Genomic DNA, 21,289 nt, shown 5'->3' on the forward strand with positions numbered 1-21,289 from the left:
GGGATGCAGGGCGCGATCATCTGGTGCCACGCGCTGGCGGCGATGCTGCTGGCGGGCGTGGCGGCGGCGCAGGTGCGCGAGCCCGTCGGCCTCGTGCAGCGCGCGGTGCTGGCGGCGGCGCTGCTGCTGTCCGCGCTGTGGGCGCTGGGCGTCGCGGGCATCGGCGGCGGCGACGTCGCCGTGTCCGCCGCGGGCACCGCGCGCGATCTCGGCTGGCTCGCCGCGCTGTTCCTGCTGACCCCCGCGGCGCGGTGGCGCGGCGGGGCGTTCGTCGCCATCGCCGCCTGCATGGTGCTGGCGGCGTCGTTGCGCATCGCGGCCGAGCACGTGGCGGGTCCATCGCGCATCGCGATGACGGAGGCGATGCGCGCGCTCCACATGCTGGCGGCGGCGGCGGCACTGGTGCTGGCGGGGCGCACGATGCTGTCGGCGCGGGCGCGCGGCGGGGTCGACGTGCTGGCGGGGGCGCTGGCGCTGCTGTTCGGTGCCGAGCTGGCGGTGGACGCGGTCGCCTGGGCCGCGGGCGGCTGGCGCGCGGAGCTGACGCTGGCGCGCGGCCTCGCGCTGGCGCTGGTCGGCGTGCTGATCGCGGTGCGCGATGGGCGCCGCCGCCTGCGCCTGTCGCGCGCCGTGGTGTTGCAGGCGGTGGCGCTGGGCAGCGCGGCGCTGGTGGTGGTGGCGCTGGTCGCCGGCTCGGGCCTGATCGCGGCGCTGGGCGGGGCGCAGGCGCGGGTGGCGCTGACCGCTTTCGCCGTCGGTACCGGCGCGACGCTCGCCACGCTGCTGTCGACCCGCTGGCTGCGCGCGTGGCTGCGCGTCGTCGTGTCGAAGCATCTCTTCACGCACCGCTACGACTATCGCTCCGTGTGGATGCGCTTCGCCGCCACCTTGGTCCCGCCGGCGGAGGCGCCGCGTCCGCTGGCGGAGCGGGCGGTGACCGCCATGGCGGAGCTGACCGACAGTCCCGCCGGGCTGCTGCTGCGGATCGAGGACAACGCGCTGGTCGCCGGTGCGGCCTGGCGGTGGGAGGACGCGCCCCGCGAGGGCGCCGATGCCGCGCTGGCACGGCATCTCGCCGCCACGGGGCGCATCGTCGCGCTGGACGAGGTGCGCGCCGGCTCCGCCCCGGCGGGGGAGGCGGCGGCGGTGCCCGACTGGCTGGTCGCCACGCGCGAGGCGTGGGGCATCGTGCCGCTGCTTCACGGCGAGCGGCTGGTCGGCGCCATGGTGCTCGCGCGTCCGCTGGTCGACCGGCCGCTCGACTGGGAGGATTTCGACCTGCTCGGCGTCGCCGCGCGACAGGTCGCGAGCTACCTGGCCGAGGACGATGCCCATGCCGCGCTGGCGGAGGCGCGACGGTTCGAGGAGTTCAACCGCCGCTTCGCCTTCCTGATGCACGACCTGAAGAATCTGGTCTCGCAGATGGCGCTGGTCGCCCGAAACGCGGAGCGGCACGCGGAGAATCCGGCGTTCCGCGCCGACATGATCGCCACGTTGCGCGACACGTCGCAGCGGATGGACGGGCTGCTCGCCCGGCTGTCGCACCGCCCCGCCGCCGTGGCCGAGCCGCCGCGCGCCGTGCCGCTGCGCGCCCTGGCGGAGCGCATCGCCGACGCCCGGCGCGCGCAGCACGGGATCGAGGTGATCGGCGGCGAGGTGGTCGCGCTGGCCGAACCGGCCGCGCTGGAGACGGTGCTGGGCCACCTGATACAGAATGCGGTGGAGGCGAGCGATCCCGGCTCGCGCGTCGTGCTGGCCATCGGCGGCGCGGGCGACCGTGCGCTGCTGGAGGTGATCGATCGCGGCTGCGGCATGGACGCGGGGTTCGTGCGCGACGCGCTGTTCCGCCCCTTCGTGTCGGGCAAGGCCAACGGCTTCGGCCTGGGCGCCTACGAGGCGCGGCAGCTGGTGGCGGCCATGGGCGGCAGCCTTACCGTGTCGAGCCGCACGGGAGAGGGCACGCGGTTCCGCATCGCGCTGCCCCGCGCGGCGGCGGGTGAGAGAGTGGCGGAGAGAGCGGCATGACGGACACGCGAACCCTGCTGATCGTGGAGGACGATCCCGGGCTCCAGCGTCAGCTGCGCTGGGCCTATGAGGGCTATGAGGTGGTCGTCGCCGGCGACCGTGCCGAGGCGCTGGACGCGATGCGCGCGCACGAGCCGCAGGTGGTGACGCTGGACCTCGGCCTGCCGCCCGATCCGGACGGCACGGGCGAGGGGCTGGCCACCCTGGCCGAGATCCTGGCGCTGAAGCCCGACTGCAAGGTCATCGTCGCCTCGGGCCACGGCGCGCGCGAGTCCGCACTGGCGGCGATCGCGGGCGGGGCGTGGGATTTCTATCAGAAGCCGATCGACATCGACCAGCTGGGCCTGATCGTCGCGCGCGCCTTCCACGTGCACGCGCTGGAGACGGAGAACCGCCGCCTCGCCACTCGCGGCGGCGCGGGCGAGGGGCTGGGCGGCCTCGTCACCGCCGCGCCGGAAATGCTGAAGGTGACGCGCACGATCGAGCGCGTGGCGCCCGCCGACATCACCGTCATGCTGCTCGGCGCCAGCGGCACCGGCAAGGAGGTGCTCGCCCGCGGCCTCCACGACACGTCCCGCCGGCGCGCGAAGCCGTTCGTCGCGATCAACTGCGCCGCCATTCCGGAGACGCTGCTGGAAAGCGAGCTGTTCGGGCACGAGAAGGGCGCCTTCACCGGGGCGGTGAAGACCACGCCGGGCAAGATCGAGCAGGCCGACGGCGGCACGCTGTTCCTCGACGAGATCGGCGACGTGCCGCTCGCCTTGCAGGTGAAGCTGCTGCGCTTCCTGCAGGAACGCGTGATCGAGCGGGTCGGCGGCCGCCGCGCCATCCCGGTGGACGTGCGTATCGTCTGCGCCACGCATCAGGACGTCGACGCCATGGTCGCCGATGGCCGCTTCCGCGAGGACCTCTACTATCGCCTCGCCGAGATCGTCGTCCGCATCCCCACGCTCGCCGAACGCAGCGGAGACGCGGTGCTGCTCGCCCGCCACTTCGTGCAGCGCCACGCCAGGGCCGCGGGCAGCGCGGTGAGCGGCCTGTCCGCGGACGCGGTCGCGGCGGTGGAGGCGTGGGGCTGGCCGGGCAACGTGCGCGAGCTGGAGAACCGCACCAAGCGCGCCGTTATCATGGCGGAGGGCAAGCGCGTGACCGCCGCGGACCTCGACCTCGCGGCGCCTGCCGACGCGCTGCCGATCAACCTGCGTGCCGCGCGGGAGGCGACCGACCGCGTGACGATCCGCCGCGCGCTGGCGCAGTCGGAAGGCAATATCTCCGGCACGGCGCGGCTGCTGGGCGTCAGCCGCCCGACGCTCTACGACCTGCTGAAGAGCTACGACCTCCATGCGTGAGGGGCCGCTGGCGCAGCCGCGCGGGCGGCGCCGGCGCCCGCGCGCCGCCATGCCCCGCCTGCCGTGGCGCGCGATGCTCGTGCTGCTGCTCGCCGCCGCGACCGTGGCGGGCGTCGTCGCGCTCGCGCGGCGCGCGGAGCGGCCGGATGCCGCCACCGCCTTCGCGCGCGGGCAGGCGGCGCTGCGCTCGGGCAATTACAGCGCGGCGCGCAACCACCTGCTCGCCGCAGTGGAGGCCGATCCCGCGGACGGCCGCGCGCAGGCCGAACTGGCGCGCGCCTATCTGCTGCTCGGCGAGGGCGTCGCGGCGGGCGGCGCGCTCGACCGCGCGGTCGCCGCCGGCCTTCCGCCGGCGCGGCTGCACCCCTGGCGCGCGGCGGCGCTGCTGCTGCAGGACGATGCCGATGCCGCGCTGGCCGAGGCGCGCCGCGGCGGTGCCGATCCTTACGCGCGCCGCGTCGCCGCGCGTGCCACCGCGGCGTCCGGCGACCGCGCCGGCGCGGCGGCGATGCTGGCGACGTTGGTCGCGGCGCACCCCGGCGACGCGGGCGCGTGGACCGATCTCGCGCGCGTGCGGCTGGAGCTCGGCGACGTCGGCGCCGCCAGCCTCGCTGCGGCCCGCGCCACCGCGCTCGACCCGGGCGACCTTGCCGCGTTGACGCTGCGCGGGGAGGTCGTGCGCCGCCGCAACGGGCTGGTCGCCGCGCTGCCGTGGTTCGACGCGGCGCTCCGGCGCGACGCCTATTACGTGCCCGCGCTGATCGAGCGTGCGGCGACGCTCGGCGACCTGGGGCGGGCGGGCGACAGCCTGGCCGACGCGCGCAAGGTGCTGGCGGCGCGCCCCGGCCAGCCGCGCGCGCTCTACCTGCTGGCCGTCATCGCGGCGCGCGCGGGCAACGGTGCGCTCGCCGCGACGCTGCTCGACCGCGCCGGCGACCTCGGCGACGTGCCGGGCGCGCTGCTGCTGGGCGGCGCGCTGGACCAGGCGGTGGGGCGGCACGAGCAGGCCGTGGCGCGCTGGCGCGCGCTGGTCGACCGCCAGCCGATGAACCTGGTCGCGCGCCGGCTGCTCGGCGCGGCGCAGCTGCGCGCGGGCGACGCGGGCGGGGCGCTCGCGACGCTGCGGCCCGTCGCGCTGCGCGCCGATGCCGACGCGTACACGCTGACGCTGGTCGCCCGCGCGTTCGAGGCGCGCGGCGAGCGCGACTGGGCCGCGACCTTCCTCGATCGCGCCGCCCGCGCCCCCGCTGCCCCCGCCGCCCCATTCGGCCAGGACGAGAGTGCCACGGTGCTGGCGGGCGCGGTGGCGGACGCGCCGGGCGACCCGCGCGCGGCGGTGGCGGCGATCCGCGGAATGCTGGAGGCGGGGCAGGGGGTCGCCGCGCTCACCGCCGCGCAGCGCCTCGCCGCCGCCGCCCCCGGCGCGCCCGCCGCGTGGCTGCTGGTGGGCGACGTGCAGGCCGCGACGCGGCGCCCGGCCGTCTCGCTCCCGGCCTATCTGCGCGCCGCCGACCTGCGCTTCGATCGCCCGGCGATGCTGCGGCTGGTCGAGGCGCGGCTCGCCGGCGGCGACCGGCGCGGCGCGGCCGACACGCTGGCGCTGTACCTGGCGCAGAATCCTGCCTCGACGGAAGCGCGTCGCATGCTCGCCAACCTGCAACTCGGTGCCGGGGAGGCGGAGGCGGCGGTCGCGACGCTGGAGGGGCTGCGTGGCGACCTGGGCGATCGCGACGCCCGGCTGCTGGCGCAGCTCGCCGCCGCCTATACCGCCGCGGGCGACCCGGTGTCCGCGCTGCCCTACGCCCGCGCCGCCGTCCGCCTCCAGCCGATGAGCGCGGCGGCGGCGGACGCGCTGGGCCACGCGCTGTTCGACCGCGGCGACACCGCCGCCGCGCTGCCGCCGCTGGCGAAGGCGGCGGCGCTCGCCCCCCGCGTCGGCGCGATCCGCTGGCATCAGGCGCAGGCGCTGGCCGACGCGGGCCGCACGGCGGAAGCGCGCGTCGCCCTCGCCGCGGCACTCGCCGACCCGGCGTTCGCCGAGCGGGCCGCGGCGCTGCGGTTGCGCGCGGCCATCGCGGCTTAGACGTCGCCGCGCCCGTTCCGGCATCCGCGACCCGGCTGCGAGCGTCGGCGCGTCGCGACGAGTCCCGTCTTCGCCTCGCCCCGCTTCCCCCGTATAGCCGCGCGCATGACCGACGCCCTCGATCGCATCGCCGCCGCGCTGGACCGCCTGTCGCCGCCGCCGCCCGCCGCGGCCGATGCGATGGCGCACGCGGCCTATGTGTGGCGCGACGGCATCCTCGTCGTCGCGCGCGCCTTCGCGCCGCTGCCGCTGGCGCTGCTCCACGGCGTCGACGCGCAGAAGCAGGCGCTGGTCGCCAATCTCGATCGGCTGGCGAGCGGCCACGCGGCGCAGGACGTCCTGCTCTACGGAGCGCGGGGCACCGGCAAGTCGGCGCTGGTGAAGGCGGCGGTTGGCCACGTCCAGGCGGCGGGCGGCGCGCTGGCGCTGGTGGAGGTGCCCGCGGACCGGCTCGCCACGCTGCCGCAGCTGTTCGACGCGATCGCCGCGCTGCCGCGCGCCTTCGCCGTGTTCGTCGACGATCTGGGCATCGACGCCGCGGCGGACGCACGCGCGCTGCGCTCGCTGCTGGAGGGCGGGGCGGAGGCGCGGCCGGGCAACGCGCGGCTGCTGGTCACGTCCAACCGCCGCCACCTCGTGCCGCGCGACATGGCGGCGCAGGACCATGCCGTCAGCGCGCGCGACGCGCTGGACGACCAGCTCGCGCTCGCCGACCGCTTCGGCCTCAGCCTGGGCTTCCACGTGGTCGACCAGGACCAGTATCTCGCCATCGTGCGCGGCTATGCCGAGGCGCACGCGCTGCCGTTCGACGCGGCGGACGCGGTGCAATGGGCGACGCGTCGCGGCAGCCGGTCGGGCCGGGTGGCGTGGCAATATGTCGTGGAGCTTGCCGGCAGGGTGGGAAAGGCGCTGTAGCCTTCGTCCGCATCCTCACCCTTCCGACCGGCTGCGCCGGCGGCGGGCCCCTTCCCTCTCCCGGTGGGAGAGATCGCGCGTCGCTACCTCCGCTTCGCCGCTTCGTGGTGGCGGATCACCTCGTCGATGATGAAGCGCAGGAACTTCTCGCTGAACTCGGGGTCCAGCTCCGCCTCCTGCGCCAGCGCGCGCAGCCGCGCGATCTGCGCCTCCTCGCGCCCGGGGTCGGCGGCGGGCAGTCCCGCCTCGGCCTTGTGGCGGCCCACCGCCTGCGTGATCTTGAACCGCTCGGCGAGCAGGCAGACGAGCGCGCCGTCGATGTTGTCGATGCTCTTGCGGTAGCGTTTCAGCACGTCGTCGCTCATCGCGGCCCTCCCTCGCTCGCCCGCTTTCGCGGAAGCGGGGCGGGGCCGCAAGGCCGGCTCTTGCGTTGAAGCATCCGACCTTCCAAAAGCCGGAACCAGATGAGCGCCACCCTCCACCGTCTCGCCGGCCGCGCGCCGTCGCTCGATCCGATGCTCGCCCTCGTCGCGGGCGACATGAACCTCGTCAACGCGGTCATCCTCGACCGGATGCAGTCGCAGATCCCGCTGATCCCCGAGCTCGCCGGCCACCTGATCGCGGGCGGGGGCAAGAGGATGCGGCCGATGCTGACGCTCGCGAGCGCGCGGCTGATCGGCTACACCGGCGCGCGCCACCATCGCCTGGCCGCCGCGGTGGAGTTCATCCACACCGCCACGCTGCTCCACGACGACGTCGTCGACGGCAGCGACCTGCGCCGGGGCAAGCGCACCGCGAACATCATCTGGGGGAACCCCGCCAGCGTTCTCGTGGGCGATTTCCTGTTCTCGCGCAGCTTCGAGCTGATGGTGGAGGACGGCAGCCTGAAGGTGCTGAAGATCCTGTCCAACGCCTCCGCCGTGATCGCGGAGGGCGAGGTGAACCAGCTGACCGCGGCGCGCCGGGTCGACCTGGGCGAGGACCGCTACCTCGACATCATCGGCGCGAAGACCGCCGCGCTGTTCGCCGCCGCCTGCCGCATCGCCGCGGTGGTGGCGGAGCGCGACGAGGAGGACGAGGCCGCGCTCGACGCCTATGGCCGCAACCTGGGCATCGCGTTCCAGCTGGTCGACGACGCGATCGACTATACCAGCGACGCCTCGACCATGGGCAAGGACGCGGGCGACGATTTCAGAGAGGGAAAGATGACGCTGCCCGTCATCCTGGCCCACGCGCGCGGATCGGACGAGGACCGGCGGTTCTGGAAGGACGCGGTGGAGGGGCGGCGCACCACGGACGCCGATTTCGCGCACGCCATCGACCTCGTTCGCCGGACCCGCGCGGTGGACGACACGCTGGCGCGCGCGCGCCACTACGGGCAGCGCGCGATCGACGCGCTGGGCCGCTTCGGCGGCGGCAAGGCGAAGGACGCGATGGTGGAGGCGGTGGAGTTCGCCACCGCCCGCGCCTACTGATCCGTCACCGCGCCCGCCGCGGCACCGTCTCCAGCCAGCGGGCGAGGTTCGCCACCACCTCGTCCCGGTTCGTCTCGTTCAGCATCTCGTGCCGCCCCCCCGGATACAGGTCGGTCGTCACCGCCGCGCCCGCCGCGCGGTAGCGCGCGATCAGTGGCTCGATCGCCGCGGCCAGTGGATCGTCCAGGCCGGAGAGGATATAGACCGGCAGTCCCGCGGGCAGCGCGGCCACGTCCGCCATCTGCGGTGCCATCGCGGCCATCGACATCTGCCCCGCCGCGTCGACGGAGAAGCCGCACCACCGATCGGCCAGGTAGCGGTCGACCGCCCCCTCGTCGCGCGACAGCCAGTCGAACGGCGTGCGCGCCGGTTCGAATGCCGCGTTGAACGCCTCCAGCCCGCCGCCTTCCGCCATCCTCGGCAGCAGCGCCTCCAGGGCGGCCGAGCCGCTGAGCGCCAGCCCGTCGATCAGGTCGCCGTGCCGCGTCGCGAACGCCTGCGCCGCGAACGATCCCATCGAGTGGCCCAGCAGCACCATCGGCACGCCGGGATGCTCCGCCGCGGCACGGCGGGCGAGCACGGCGAGATCGTCGACCAGCGCGGCGAACCCGCCCGGACCGAAGTCGCCGTGCGTCCCGTCGGGCGCGGTGGCGCCATGCCCGCGGTGGTCGGGCGCGTAGACCGTGACGCCCGCGCGGGAGAGCGGCGCCAGCGGCTCGCGATAGCGCGCCCCATGCTCGCCCATCCCGTGCGCCACGATCAGCACCCGACGCGTCTCGCCATCGGCCGGCCAGTGGCGCGCGGCGATGGTGCTGCCGTCGCTGGCGGTGAAGGTGAACCGGTCGTCGTCGCTCATGTCGCGTCTCCCCGCCTGTCGTCGTTCGCGCGATCGTGCGGCAGGGCGGGGCCCGCGACAAGTCCGCGGCGCAAAGCAGGTTGAGCGGGACGCAAGGCATTGATAACGTTCACTCGATGGGAGAGGGAATGTCGCAGCAGCACCACCGCCGCACCGTGCTGGCGGGCCTGGCCGCCGTCGCGGCGGCGCCCGCGATCGACCGGGGAGCGCGGGCGGCGCCGGATTTCGGTCCCGACGTCCTCGTCGTCGATCCCGGCGACCGGCGTGCGCAGGCGCGGGCGGATCGCTGGTTTGCCGAACAGGAGCGCGCGCACTTCACCGACCGCCGCCACGCCATCCTGCTGAAGCCGGGGCGGCACGCGCTCGACCTGAACGTCGGCTTCTTCACCCAGGTCGCCGGCCTCGGGCTGCGGCCCGGCGACGCGACGGTGGAGGGCCACGTCCATGCCGAGGCCGACTGGGCGAAGGGCATGGCGCTGGTGAATTTCTGGCGCGGGGTGGAGAATCTGGCGATCCGCCCGCCCGATGGCGCGGATCGCTGGGCGGTGTCGCAGGCGGCGCCCTACCGCCGCGTCCACCTGGCCGGCGATCTCGCGCTGGACGACGGCGGCTGGTCGAGCGGCGGGTTCATGGCGGACTGCCGCGTCGACGGTGTCGTCCGGTCGGGCACGCAGCAGCAATGGTTCACTCGATCGGGCCGGATCGGCGGGTGGCAAGGCGCGAACTGGAACATGATGTTCATGGGCGTGGAAGGCGCGCCCGCCACCAGCTTTCCCGATCCGCCCTACACCAGCCTGGCGCACGTGCCCGTCGTGCGAGAGAAGCCGTTCCTGACGGTGTCGCCCGCGGGTGCGTGGAGCGTCTTCGTGCCGGCGCTGCGCCGCGCCGCGCGCGGCGTGTCGTGGGTCGGGACGCCCGCCGGGCGCCACCTGCCGCTGGGCGACTTCCTGATCGCCCGTCCCGGTACCTCCGCGGCGACGATGAACCGCGCGCTCGCCGCCGGGCGCCACCTGCTGCTGACCCCCGGCATCTACCGCCTCGCCGAGCCGCTGCGCGTCGTGCGCCCGGGTACGGTGGTACTGGGCCTCGGTCTCGCCACGCTGCTGGCGGAACGCGGCACGGAGGCGATGACGGTGGCGGACGTGCCCGGCGTCTCGATCGCCGGCCTGTTGTTCGACGCCGGCGCGGCGATGTCGCCGGTGCTGCTGCAGGTCGGCCCGGCAGGCGCGCGGCGGGACCATGCGGCGGCGCCGACGTTGCTCGCCGACCTGTTCTTCCGCGTCGGCGGCGCGGCGGTCGGCAATGCGCGTACCTGCGTGGAGATCAACAGCCACCACGTCGTCGCGGATCACCTGTGGGTCTGGCGCGCCGACCACGGTGACCGCGACGGCGGGCGCGTCCATGTCGGCTGGGACGAGAGCCGCGGCGAGCACGGGCTGGTCGTCAACGGCGACCACGTCACCTGCTACGGCCTGTTCGTCGAGCATTTCCGCGCCGCGCAGACGGTGTGGAACGGCGAGCACGGCCGCACCTTCTTCTACCAGAACGAACTGCCCTACGATCCGCCGGGCCAGCGGGCGTGGCGCGCCGATTCGCCGCGTGGCTGGGCCGCCTACAAGGTCGCCGGTCACGTCCGCCACCATCGCGCGGTCGGCATGGGCGTCTACGCCAATTTCACCGCCGACCCGTCGATCGTGCTGGCCAGCGCGGTGGAGGTGCCCGACACGCCCGGCGTCACGGTCGAGAACGTCACCACCATTTCGCTGGGCGGCGGCAAGGGCACGATCGCGCACCTCGTCAACGATGCCGGTGCCGCCGCCCGGCCCGGCGCGATCCGCCAGACGCTGCGCCGCTACCCGAAGGAAGACCGATGATCCCGCTGCTCCTCGCGCTCCAGGCGGCCACGCTGGGCGCCACCAACTACGCCCATGATGCGCCGATGAAGGCACCCGCGACGAAGCCCGCCTTCGCCGACGAGTTCGACGGCGCGCGCGTCGACACGCGCCGCTGGCGCTTCGACACGGAGCGCAATCGCGAGGGCTGGCACAATGCGGAGAAGCAATATTACAGCGCCGATCGGGCCGAGAACGCGCGGGTGGAGAAGGGCGCGCTGGTGATCGAGGCGCGGCGCGAGCGGCTGGCGGACGCCGCGGACTATGGCGGGCAGGACTATAGCTCGGCGCGCCTCGTCTCGCGCGCGCCGCTCGGCTACGGCTTCTACGAGGTGCGCGCGAAGCTGCCGTGCGGGCGCGGCATCTGGCCCGCGATCTGGATGCTGCCGTCGTCGGGCAAGTGGCCGGACGCGGGCGAGATCGACATCATGGAGATGGTCGGTTGGGACGCGGGCACCGTCCATGGCACGCTGCACACCGGCGCCTACAACCATGCGAAGGGAACGCAGCGCGGCGCGCAGGTGAAGCTGCCCGACGCCTGCACCGCCTGGCACCGCTACCAGCTCGACTGGCGGCCCGACGCGATCCTGATCGGCGTCGACGACCGCGCCTTCTTCCGCGTCGCCAACGACCGGCCTGGCGGGGCGCAGGCATGGCCCTTCACCCGGCCCTATCAGCTGATCCTCAACGTCGCCGTCGGCGGCAATTGGGGCGGGCAGAAGGGCGTGGACGACGCCGCCTTCCCGCAGCGGATGGAAGTCGACTACGTCCGCCACTGGAAGCGGTGAGGGGAAGGGTGACGCGCGCAGCACGGAGCACACGCACCGGCGCGTCGCCACTCTTGTGCGCACCCGCCGCGCGGCGCGCAAGTGTCGGAAAAGAGGCGAGTCCTGAAACGACACGCCCCTTCTCGCGACCGCCCGGTCAGACGTTGGCGACCACCACCGCGCGGGTGTTCAGATACGCTTCCAGCGCCTCCGGCCCGCCCTCGGTGCCGTAGCCCGAATCCTTCACGCCGCCGAACGGCAGCTCCGCCGTCCCAGCCGCGGGCGTGTTGATCCACAGCATGCCCACCTCCACGCGCCGCGCCAGCAGGTCCGCGTTGGCGAGCGATCGGGTGAAGGCATAGCCGGCGAGGCCATAGGCCAGCCGGTTCGACTCGGCGATCGCCTCCTCCAGCCGGTCGAAGGCGCGGATGCCCGCGACCGGGCCGAACGGCTCGTCGTTGAACAGCTTCGCCTCCAGCGGGACGTCGGTCAGCACCGTCGGCTGCCAGAAATTGCCCGCCTCGCCGATCCGCTCGCCGCCGGTCAGCACGCTCGCACCCTTTGCCACGGCGTCCTGCTGGAACTCGGCCATGGCGGCGAGCCGGCGGTCGTTGGCGAGCGGGCCCATGCGCGTCTCGGGCGACAGTCCGTCGCCCACGGCGATGCCCTTGGCCAGCGTGGCGAGCGCGGCGGCGAACTCCTTTTCCACGCTGCGATGGACCAGGAAGCGGGTGGGCGAGATGCACACCTGGCCCGCGTTGCGGAACTTGGCCGCGCCCGCGCTCTTCACCGCCAGCTCGACGTCGGCGTCCTCGCACACGATCACCGGCGCGTGGCCGCCCAGCTCCATCGACACGCGCTTCATGTACTTGCCCGCCTGCGCGGCCAGCAGCTTGCCCACCGGGGTGGAGCCGGTGAAGGTGATCTTGCGGATCACCGGGCTGGCGATCAGATATTCGGAGATCTCCGCCGGATCGCCATAGACGAGGCCCAGCACGCCCTCGGGCAGGCCCGCGTCCTGGAACGTGCGGATCAGCGCGGCGGGGCTGGCGGGCGTTTCCTCCGGCGCCTTCACGATCATCGAGCAGCCGGCGGCGAGGCCGGCGCCGATCTTGCGCACCACCTGGTTGATCGGGAAGTTCCACGGCGTGAACGCGGCGGTCGGGCCGACCGGGTCCTTCACCACCATCTGCCGGATCGCCAGGTTGCTGCGATGGGGCACCAGCCGGCCGTAGACGCGGAAGCCTTCCTCGGCGAACCATTCGATGATGTCCGCGGCGGCCATCGCCTCGCCCTTGGCCTCGGCCAGCGGCTTGCCCTGCTCCTGCGTCAGCAGCCGGGCGATCTCCTCCGCGCGCTCGCGCATCAGCCCGGCGGCCTTGCGCATGATCGCGCTGCGCTGCGCCGGCGTGAAGTCCCGCCAGGTCGCGAACCCGCGCTCCGACGCCGCCAGCGCGCGGTCGAGGTCGGCCTTGCCGGCGTGCGCCACGCGGCCGATCTCCTGGCCCGTCGCGGGGTTCAGCACCGCCAGCGAGCGGCCGTCCCCGGCATCCTGCCAGGTGCCGTCGATGAAGAGCTGGGTGTCGGGATACGTCATGGCGCCGTGTACTCCGCTGGATGGCGCCGCTCCCGTGCGGGCGGCCGCCGTTCGCCGCGTCGATAACGCCCCGCTCGCCGATTGTCGCCCCGCAAGAGCCGCCGCTTCCTCACGCCGGCCGAACTGCGGTAGGCCGGCACCCGCGCCGCCCGGCGCCGGACGAGGGAGATGGTCGCCATGAGCAGCAGGAACGGGGATTTGCGGGCGGACCGCCGCATCCTGTTCGTGATGGCGACCAATCACGAATATCGCGAGCACCTGCGCGCGCGCATCGACCCGCTGATAACCGGCGTCGGACCGGTGGAGGCGGCGATCGGCACGGCGATCCGCCTGGAACAGCTCCGGATCGCGGACGCGTTGCCCGACCTCGTCGTGTCGCTCGGTTCCGCCGGCTCGCGCCGCTGCGACCTGGGCGGCGTGTACCAGATCGCCTCCGTGTCCTGGCGCGACATGGACGCGTCGCCGATCGGCTTTGCGCCGGGCGTCACCCCGTTCGCCGACCACCCGGCCGTCGTCGCGCTGCCGACGCCGATCGCGGGCGTGCCCTGCGCCACGCTGTCGACGGGGAGCGATATCGTCGCGGGCGATCGCTACGCGGCGATCGACGCCGACCTGGTCGACATGGAGACGTTCGCGGTGCTGCGCGCGTGCCAGCGCTTCGGCGTGCCGATGATGGGGCTTCGCGGTGTTTCCGACGGCCGCGGCACGCTCGACGGCGTGGCGGGGTGGACCGAACTCCTTCCGCTGCTCGACCGGCGCCTCGCGGCCGCGGTGGACCGCCTCGGCGCGTGACGGCCTAGAACTTCGCTCCCCCCCTGATGCCGATCAGGCGCGGCGTGATCGGGACCGCGTAGGGGCGCTGGTAACAGGAACCGCACTGGACGAAGCGGGCGATCTGTCCGCGCTCGTCCGTCACGTTCCGCGCGAACACCTCCAGCGTGTAATTGCCCCATTCCATGCCCAGCGCGACGTTCGCGGTGGTGAAGGCGGGCAGCCGGCCGATCTCCTGCGCGGGATCGACCAGGCGCCCGGTGCCGGTCTCGACCACGCGTCGCCGGATATCCGACGCGGCCGAGCTCTGGTGCGCCACCAGCCCCTGCACATAGGCCTTCGCGGCGCCGACCGGCACGGTGTAGCGCGCCGTCGCGCTCGCCTTGAACCGCGGGGTGATGGGAAGGCGCGTGCCCGATCGCGACACCACGTCGTCGCCGCTGCCGTCGCAGGTGACGGTGGCGCACAGGTCGGTCCGCGTGACCGCGTCGGTATAGGCCCCGCTCGCCCCCAGCGTGAATCCGCCTGCGGTCAGGTTCGCGTCCATCTCGACGCCGCGGATGCGCGCGTCCGGCCCGTTCTGGATGACGGTGAAGCTGTTCTCGCCCAGGAAGCTGAACTGGAACTGGTCCCAATTCTGCTGGTACACCGCGCCGTTGAAGCGCAACGCCCCGCCGGCGAGCGTCGTCTTCCACCCCAGCTCGTAATTGGTCAGGAAGTCCGCGTCGTAATCGGGCACGTCGCCGCGCCGGTTGATCCCGCCGGGGCGGAAGCCGCGCGACCAGGTGCCGTAGAGGAGGACGTCGTCGGTCGGCTTCCACGTCGCGTTGAAGCGATAGGTGACGCCCTGGCCGTCCGCGCTCTTCGGCTGCACCGCCACGCCGTTCGACACGCCCAGGTTCACGCAGGGGATCGCGCCGACGTCGCCGTTGGTCAGGAACGCCGGGATCGCCCCGCCGCCGCCCACCGCGTCGCGCAGCGTGCCCCCGCCCGCGACGTAGCAGCCCGCCACCCCGGTCCGGCTGCTGCCCGCGGCGTTGAAGGGGGTGGCGGTGAACGGTCGGCCGTCGTCGGGATCGACGCCCGGGTTGCGGCCGAAGCCGAAGAAGCCGACCAGCGAATTGTCGTAGATGAACCCGCGCACGCCCGCGGTGATCGTGAACCGCGGGGTGAGATCCAGGCTCGCCTCGCCGAACATGGCATAGTCCTTGTCCACGCGATGCTGCCGCGTCAGCCACAAGGTGCCCGGGTAGCCGTTGACCGACACGTCGGTGCCCAGGTTCGGAATCTGATAGTCCTGGAAGATCAGGTTGCTCTGCCGCTGGTAGAAGGCGCCGGCGACCAGGCGGAACGGCTCGTCCGCGGGGGACGCGACGCGCACCTCCTGGCTCAGCTTCTTGAAGTGGTCGCGGCCGATGACGCGCTGGCGCGGGTCGATCGTGTTGCCGGCATTGTCCTGATAGTAGAAATAGCCGGCCAGCCCGCCGACCGAGCTGTAGAGGTTGTCGTACGCCTCGGAATAGTCGGTATAGTCGCTCGATTGCAGCGCCTTGCGGTCCAGCAGCGCGCCGGCATAGGTGACATCCCAGTTGCCGAGCTGCCCCTCGATCGTCAGCGCCGCCTGGGCGAAGCGGTCGCGGCGGAACTCGGGATAGAAGCGCTGCACCTGCAGGTCGCCGACCTGCGCGTCAAAGGCATAGGCGCCGTGGCTGCGCTGCTCCTGGTAGAGCAGCGTCGGCGTCGCGGTCCAGCTGTCGTCCAGGTCGATCTTCAGCGCGGCGCGCCCGCCGTAGGTTTCGGTGTCGTTATAGTCCTTCTCGACGAAATCGTCGTTGTCGACGGTGATCCCGCCCGGCTGCGGCAGGAAGCTGCGCGTGCCCGGCACGTTGTCGATGAAGCCGGCATCGCGCTGGTAGAAGCCGACGACGCGCAGCGCGGCCCGCTCGCCGAGCGGAATGTTGACCATCCCCTCGGTCGTGAAGCCGATGCCGCCGGCCTTCACCGAATTCACCTCACCGTCGACCCGGCCGTAGAAGCCGGCGGTGTCGGGCTTGTTGGTGATGATGCGGATCGTGCCCGCCTGGCTCGACGCGCCGTACAGCGTGCCCTGCGGCCCGGCCAGGCTCTCGATCCGGGCGATGTCGTAGATGTGGACGTCCAGCGTGCCGCCGATCGTCGTCACCGGCTGCTCGTCCAGGTAGGTGCCGACGGAAGGCAGCGAGCCCGAATGGTTGCCGTCGCCGCCCGACGCCACGCCGCGCATGTAGACGGTGGTGACGCCCGGCTGGCTCGACTGGAACGCGACGGAGGGGAGGAGCTGGGTATATTCGGTGAAGTTGGAGACGTTCAGCTGGTCCAGCCGCCGGGTGCCGATCGCCTGGATGCTGATCGGCACGTTCTGGATGTTCTCGTCACGCTTCTGCGCGGTGACGATGATGTCGCCGTCCACGTCGCTGGGGGCCTGCTGCGAGGGAACGTCCGCCTGGGTCGTCTGCCCGCTGCCGCTGCCTGCGGGAACCTCCTGCGCGAAGGCCGGGCCGGCGATCGTCGCAGAGGCCAGGAGCTGAACGAGCACGCGCCGCTTGAAGCCCATCACAACGTTCCCCGCATTGTTGCGCCGATGTGACGATATGCTGCGCTGCGGTGGAACGTCGGTCAATCGGGCTTGCGCGAGCGGCACGCAATGGTCGGCATGTGTGGCCTGGCGGACACGCCTGCCGGAAGCCGCCGCGCCGACGCCGATCGCCGGCACCGTCGCTGTCCTACACCGGCCCATGCCTCTAATCCCGTCCGCATGGCCGCCGACACCCTCCCGACGATCCCCGTGCGCGCAGGAGCGCCGGTGTCGCTCCGGTGTCGCGCTGCTGTCGCTTCACCGGCGCGTCCCCCGCGAAAACCGCGCCAGCGCCTCAACACTCTCAACATTCGCCGGGGCTGCGCACCCATCCCGTTCGTTTCGAGCGGAGTCGTCGCGCGGGTCTCAGCACTCGCGCGCCGCGAACGCCGGAACGTCCGGATAGCGATCGATCACGTCGCCCAGTGCCGCCTCCAATGGGCCGAGATGCGCCGCGAACGGGCGCCACGCCCGGTCTCCGCCCTTGAAGATCGGCTGCCGCACCTGTTCGGACGATGCGGTGCGCACCGCGCGCTCGGTGCGGTGGGAGGCGAGGCAGGCGGGCTCGAAAGGCAGGCCCACGGCGTCCAGCAGGGCGCGGATGCGCGGTTCCGGATCGTCGACCAGCGCCTCGTGGATCACGCGCACCACGCGCCCGGGCTGCACCGCGTCGACGTGCGCCATCAGGCGGACATAGTCGCGATAGTAGCGGCCCATGTCGTCCAGCGCGTAGCTGAAGCCCTGGCCGCGCGCGAAATGCTGCTTGAAGTTTGAGAAGCAGCAGGCGCGCGGGTCGCGGCGCGCGTCGATGATCGTCGCATTGGGCAGGATCACGCGGATCAGCGCCACGTGCGCCCAGTTGTTGGGCAGCTTGTCCACGAAGCGCGGGCGGTCGGTGCGGCGTTGCACCGCGGCGCGGCGGAGATATTCCTCGCCCAGCGCCCGTGCGCGCTCCGGCGTCAGCGCGGCGAGACCCGCCGGATAGTCGGCGATCCGACGCGCGATGGCGGGCAGGTCGGGCAGCTCGGTCGTGCCCTCGACCTGCGAGTGGCTGGCGAGGATCTGCTCGACCAGCGTCGAGCCGGCGCGCGGCATCCCCAGGATGAAGATCGGGTCGGGCGCGGGGCAGCCCCAGCCGGCGCGCGCCGCGAAGAAATCCGGCGTCGCCACCGCGATCGCATCATCGACGAACCTCCCGGTCTCGTCGGCATCGTAGGACAATTGCGCGCGGCGCCGCGCGTTGCCCGCGGCATAGTGCGCGAAGGCGCGGTCGGCGAGCCCGCGATCCTCGAACGCCTTGCCCAGCGCGAAGTCGAGGTGGAAGCGATCCTCCTCGGCGATCTCGCCCGTCAGTTCCGCCTCCATCGCCGCGATATCGGCATCGTCGAAGCGGACCGTCTTTAGATTGGCGAGGCTCCACCACGCCTCGCCCAACGCCGGGCGCAGGCCGGTTGCGCGACGATAGGCGGCGACGCCGTCCTCCTGCCGCCCGATCGTCTTCAGCATGTGGCCGTAGCTCATCCACACCTTGGGCTGCGCCGGTGCGGCGGCGAGGACGCGCTCGTAGAGGCCGATCGCCTCCTCGAAGCTGCCGAGCCGGCCGAGTGCCGCGGCCTTGAGGTTGGCGTGGCCCAAATGCTCGGGCTCGTCGGCCAGCAGCGCGTCGAGTTCGGCCAGCGCCTCCGTCGGGCGGTTCTGACGGTACAGGACGATGGCCAGGTTGGCGCGCGCGGCGGTGAAGCCGGGCGCGAGTTCCAGCGCGCGGCGCAGCAGCGTTTCCGCGTCGCGGTTGCGCCCAATACGGCCGGCGAGTTCCGCCAGCATCCGGATGGCTCGCGCGTCGAACGGATCGCGCTTCAGATACCGGCGGAGCAGCGGCTCGGCGACCTCCAGCCGATTGTCATGGAGCGCCAGCGCGGCGTCGACTAGCATCGGTGGGAAACGGGCGGGGCCGGAGGAATCACCAAGGAGCATGGATTTGGAAGCAGACCACGGCGCGAAAGCCGGATCAAGCCGGGCGCTGGGGTTTTGGGGCGCGCTGGCGCTCGTGATGGGCAACCTCATTGGCTCGGGCATCTATCTCCTGCCCGCGACGCTGGCGCCGCTGGGGGCCAACGCCACCTGGGGTTGGGTGATGACGATCGCGGGCGCCATGGCGCTGTCGTTCGTCTTCGCGCGTCTCGCCGCCCGGGTGCCGCGCGCGGGCGGCCCCTACGCCTATGCCGACGCGGCGTTCGGGCCGGCGGTCGGCTTCGCGACGGCGTGGAGCTACTGGACGCTGATTTGGGCCGGCAACGGCGCGGTCGCGGTGGCGGTGGTCAGCGCGCTCAGCTTCGCCTTTCCCGCGCTGGCGCCGCACGCCGCGATCGTGGCGGTAGCGATCGTGTGGCTGATGGTGCTGGTCAACGTCCGCGGGGTCGAGGCGGCGGCACGGGTGCAGGTCGCGACCATGGCGCTGAAGCTGGTGCCCCTCGCCGGCGTCGCGCTGCTGGCGGCGTGGCTGCTGCTGACGCGCGGGGCGGGGGCGGTGGTGCACGAGGCGCCGGTGCCGCTGGCGGCGGGGACGGTGGCGAGTGCGGCGGCGCTGACGTTCTGGGGGTTCCTGGGCGTCGAATCGGCGACGGTGCCGGCGGACCGGATGCACGACCCCGCGCGCACGGTGCCCCGGGCGACGCTGATCGGGACCGCCGCGGTGGGCGCGATCTACCTCGTCGTGTCGGGTGCGATCACCGCGCTGATGCCGCGCGCGGCGGTCGCCGCCTCGCCCGCGCCGGTCGCCGACTTCCTGGGCGGTACCTTCGGCGGCGCGACGGCGCAGGTCGTCGCCCTGTTCGCCGCGGTCAGCGCGCTGGGCGCGCTCAACGGCTTCGTGCTGCTGCAGGGCGAGGTGCCGCGCGCGATGGCCCGGGGCGGGGTATTCCCGCGCTGGTTCGGGCGGGAGAATGCGCGCGGCGTCCCCGTCCGCGCGCACCTGCTGGCGGGATTGCTGGTGACGGGCGTCACGTTGGCCAACTACACCCGCGGCATGGGCGACCTGTTCGCCTTCGTCGCCGCGGTGTCGCTGGCGGCGGGGATGCTGGCCTATTTCGCGAGCGCGCTCGCCGGCGTCGCGCTGCTGCGCGGGGACGCGGCGGGGCGCGCCGCGGCGCTGGTGTCCGCCGGGTTCGTGGCGTGGCTCTCCTACGGCCTCGGGTGGGAGGCGAACGGCTGGGCGCTCGCGCTGCTGGCCGCGGGCGTGCCGGTCTACTGGTGGGTCAGGCGCGGCGGCGCAGGCGGCCGATGACGCTGCGGTCCTTCAGGATCTCGTGCGCGGCATTGTGCCCCGGCGCTCCGGTGACGCCGCCGCCGGGATGCGCGCCCGATCCGCACAGGTAGAGGCCCGGGAGCGGCGCGCGATAGTCGCCGTGGCCGAGCACCGGGCGCGCCGACCACAACTGGTCCAGGCTCATGCGCCCGTGGAAGATGTCGCCGCCGACCAGGCCGAACTTGCGCTCCAGGTCGAGCGGCGAGTGGATCTGGCGGGCGATGACCGACCGCCTGAAGTTGGGCGCGTGCCGGTCGACGGTGTCGATGATGTGGTCGGCCACCGCCTCGCGCACGTCGTCCCAGCTTCTGCCGTCCGGCAGCTCGGGCGCGAATTGCTGGCAGAACAGGCTGGCGATGTGCATCCCCGGCGGCGCGAGACTGTCGTCCACCGTCGTCGGCAGCTTCATCTCGACGATAGGTTCCTTCGACCAGCCGTGGACCCGCGCGTCGTCGTAGGCGCGGTCCATGTAGTCCATGCCCGGCGCGATGATGATGCCCGCGGTGTGATGCTCCGCCCGCTCCTTGCCGGGAAGGACGGTGAAGTCGGGCAGCTCGCTGAGCGCCACGTTCATGCGGAACGTGCCCGACCCGGTCTTGAACCCCGCGATGCGGCGCCGGAAATCGTCCGGCAGCTCGTGCGCGTCGACCATCCCGCGATACAGCATCGCCGGGCCGACGTTGGCGGCGACGATGCCCGCGGCGATCTCCTCCCCGCTGTCGAGGCGTACGCCCGCGGCCCTGCCGCCCTCCACCAGCACCTTCGCGACCGGCGCCTCCAGGCTGATCTCCACGCCCGCGTCGAGGCACGCCGCCGCCATCGCCTGCGTGATCGCGCCCATGCCGCCGACCGAATGGCCCCACGCGCCGTATTTGCCGTTCACCTCGCCGAACACGTGGTGGAGGAGGACGTAGGCCGAGCCGGGGGTCGAGACGCCGGCGAAATTGCCGACCACCGCGTCGAAGGCGAAGGCGGACTTGACGTGGTCGTCCTCGAACCAGCCGTCGAGGAAGTCGCGAGCGGACTTGGTGAAGACGTCGAGCAGGTCGCGCTGCGCCGCGATGTCGAGCTTCGCCAGCGGCCAGCCCTGGCGCGCGGCGGCGACGAGTTCGACCAGCCCGCCGCCGACATTGGGGGGTGTCTTCAGCGCCAGGTCGCGCAGGACCTGAGCCACCTTCTCCAGCGCCGCGTCATAGGCGGGATAGGCGGCGGCGTCCTTCGTGCTGAAGCGCGCGAACTGCTCCTGCGTGCGCTGCGTTCCGCCGCCCAGCGTCAGATAGGTGTCCGGAAAGGGGAAGAAGTTGCTGATCGTCCGCTCGATGATGCGATAGCCGCGGTCGTGCAGCCGCATGTCGGCGATCACCTTGGGGCGCAGCAGGCTGACGGTGTAGCTGGCGGTGGAGTTGCGGAAGCCGGGGTGGAATTCCTCCGTCACCGCCGCGCCCCCGACGACATGGCGCCGCTCGAGTACGCGGACCTTCAGGCCGGCGCGCGCGAGATAGAAGGCACACACGAGCCCGTTGTGCCCGCCGCCGATGATGAGTGCGTCGTATCGCTTGGTCATGCCCCGATTCCCCCGTCGTCCCTGCGCAGGCAGGGATCCATCTCTGTTCGGTCCGCCACATCATCTCGACCCAGCGA

General features: G+C 73.1%; 15 protein-coding genes. 9 read left to right on the forward strand and 6 right to left on the reverse strand.

Annotated features, from left to right (window positions below; all coding sequences use genetic code 11):
- Window positions 1–3: 3 nt before the first annotated feature.
- The 4 genes from prsK (at window position 4) to HBH26_RS11580 (ending at window position 6,372) form a co-directional block, all read left to right on the forward strand.
- Window positions 4–2,025: an XrtA/PEP-CTERM system histidine kinase PrsK gene (gene prsK, locus HBH26_RS11565; protein ID WP_168134772.1), complete on the forward strand. Its 2,022-nt coding sequence runs from the start codon at window positions 4–6 to the stop codon at window positions 2,023–2,025.
- A complete protein-coding gene (gene prsR, locus HBH26_RS11570; RefSeq protein WP_168134773.1) occupies window positions 2,022–3,374 on the forward strand; it encodes a PEP-CTERM-box response regulator transcription factor in 1,353 nt (450 codons plus the stop codon). Before prsK ends, prsR begins: the two co-directional genes overlap by 4 nt.
- Window positions 3,367–5,457: a tetratricopeptide repeat protein gene (locus tag HBH26_RS11575; protein ID WP_239024734.1), complete on the forward strand. Its 2,091-nt coding sequence runs from the start codon at window positions 3,367–3,369 to the stop codon at window positions 5,455–5,457. The genes prsR and HBH26_RS11575 overlap by 8 nt, the downstream gene beginning before the upstream one ends.
- Before the next feature lie 105 nt (window positions 5,458–5,562).
- Window positions 5,563–6,372: a DUF815 domain-containing protein gene (locus HBH26_RS11580; RefSeq protein ID WP_168134774.1), complete on the forward strand. Its 810-nt coding sequence runs from the start codon at window positions 5,563–5,565 to the stop codon at window positions 6,370–6,372.
- Between the two features lie 83 nt (window positions 6,373–6,455).
- Here the strand turns inward: HBH26_RS11580 and HBH26_RS11585 are convergent, their stop codons facing one another.
- The gene (locus tag HBH26_RS11585; protein WP_168134775.1) at window positions 6,456–6,737 is read right to left on the reverse strand and encodes a chorismate mutase; all 282 of its coding nucleotides are present in this window, start codon (window positions 6,735–6,737) and stop codon (window positions 6,456–6,458) included.
- A gap of 99 nt (window positions 6,738–6,836) precedes the next feature.
- Between HBH26_RS11585 and HBH26_RS11590 the strand changes: the two genes are divergently transcribed.
- Window positions 6,837–7,847, forward strand: coding sequence for a polyprenyl synthetase family protein (locus HBH26_RS11590; RefSeq protein WP_168134776.1), 1,011 nt, complete (start codon window positions 6,837–6,839; stop codon window positions 7,845–7,847).
- A gap of 4 nt (window positions 7,848–7,851) precedes the next feature.
- Here HBH26_RS11590 and HBH26_RS11595 read toward each other — a convergent pair whose 3' ends face one another.
- Complete coding sequence (locus tag HBH26_RS11595) at window positions 7,852–8,703, reverse strand: alpha/beta hydrolase (RefSeq protein ID WP_168134777.1); 852 nt, start codon at window positions 8,701–8,703, stop codon at window positions 7,852–7,854.
- Between the two features lie 128 nt (window positions 8,704–8,831).
- On the opposite strand from HBH26_RS11595, the gene HBH26_RS11600 reads away from it, so the two are divergent.
- Together HBH26_RS11600 and HBH26_RS11605 are read left to right on the forward strand one after the other, a co-directional pair.
- Window positions 8,832–10,577, forward strand: coding sequence for an adenylyl cyclase (locus HBH26_RS11600; protein WP_209308506.1), 1,746 nt, complete (start codon window positions 8,832–8,834; stop codon window positions 10,575–10,577).
- Entirely contained in the window at window positions 10,574–11,383 is an 810-nt protein-coding gene (locus HBH26_RS11605) for a glycoside hydrolase family 16 protein (RefSeq protein ID WP_168134778.1), read from the forward strand. Before HBH26_RS11600 ends, HBH26_RS11605 begins: the two co-directional genes overlap by 4 nt.
- 136 nt (window positions 11,384–11,519) lie before the next feature.
- Here HBH26_RS11605 and HBH26_RS11610 read toward each other — a convergent pair whose 3' ends face one another.
- The gene (locus HBH26_RS11610) at window positions 11,520–12,959 is read right to left on the reverse strand and encodes an NAD-dependent succinate-semialdehyde dehydrogenase (RefSeq protein ID WP_168134779.1); all 1,440 of its coding nucleotides are present in this window, start codon (window positions 12,957–12,959) and stop codon (window positions 11,520–11,522) included.
- A gap of 177 nt (window positions 12,960–13,136) precedes the next feature.
- On the opposite strand from HBH26_RS11610, the gene HBH26_RS11615 reads away from it, so the two are divergent.
- Complete coding sequence (locus tag HBH26_RS11615; protein ID WP_168134780.1) at window positions 13,137–13,751, forward strand: 5'-methylthioadenosine/S-adenosylhomocysteine nucleosidase; 615 nt, start codon at window positions 13,137–13,139, stop codon at window positions 13,749–13,751.
- Window positions 13,752–13,755: 4 nt separating this feature from the next.
- Here HBH26_RS11615 and HBH26_RS11620 read toward each other — a convergent pair whose 3' ends face one another.
- Together HBH26_RS11620 and HBH26_RS11625 are read right to left on the reverse strand one after the other, a co-directional pair.
- A complete protein-coding gene (locus HBH26_RS11620) occupies window positions 13,756–16,323 on the reverse strand; it encodes a TonB-dependent receptor (RefSeq protein WP_168134781.1) in 2,568 nt (855 codons plus the stop codon).
- 387 nt (window positions 16,324–16,710) lie between these two features.
- The gene (locus HBH26_RS11625) at window positions 16,711–18,318 is read right to left on the reverse strand and encodes a tetratricopeptide repeat-containing sulfotransferase family protein (RefSeq protein ID WP_168134782.1); all 1,608 of its coding nucleotides are present in this window, start codon (window positions 18,316–18,318) and stop codon (window positions 16,711–16,713) included.
- Between HBH26_RS11625 and HBH26_RS11630 the strand changes: the two genes are divergently transcribed.
- Window positions 18,317–19,627 (forward strand): amino acid permease, encoded by a 1,311-nt coding sequence (locus HBH26_RS11630; protein WP_168134783.1) that lies wholly within the window; start codon window positions 18,317–18,319, stop codon window positions 19,625–19,627. The two genes, HBH26_RS11625 and HBH26_RS11630, sit on opposite strands and share 2 nt — an antisense overlap.
- On the opposite strand, the gene HBH26_RS11635 is transcribed toward HBH26_RS11630, so the two are convergent.
- A complete protein-coding gene (locus HBH26_RS11635; protein ID WP_168134784.1) occupies window positions 19,599–21,212 on the reverse strand; it encodes a phytoene desaturase family protein in 1,614 nt (537 codons plus the stop codon). The two genes, HBH26_RS11630 and HBH26_RS11635, sit on opposite strands and share 29 nt — an antisense overlap.
- Window positions 21,213–21,289 lie beyond the last annotated feature (77 nt).

This window comes from Sphingomonas corticis, assembly GCF_012035195.1.
GTDB classification, from domain to species: domain Bacteria; phylum Pseudomonadota; class Alphaproteobacteria; order Sphingomonadales; family Sphingomonadaceae; genus Sphingomonas; species Sphingomonas corticis.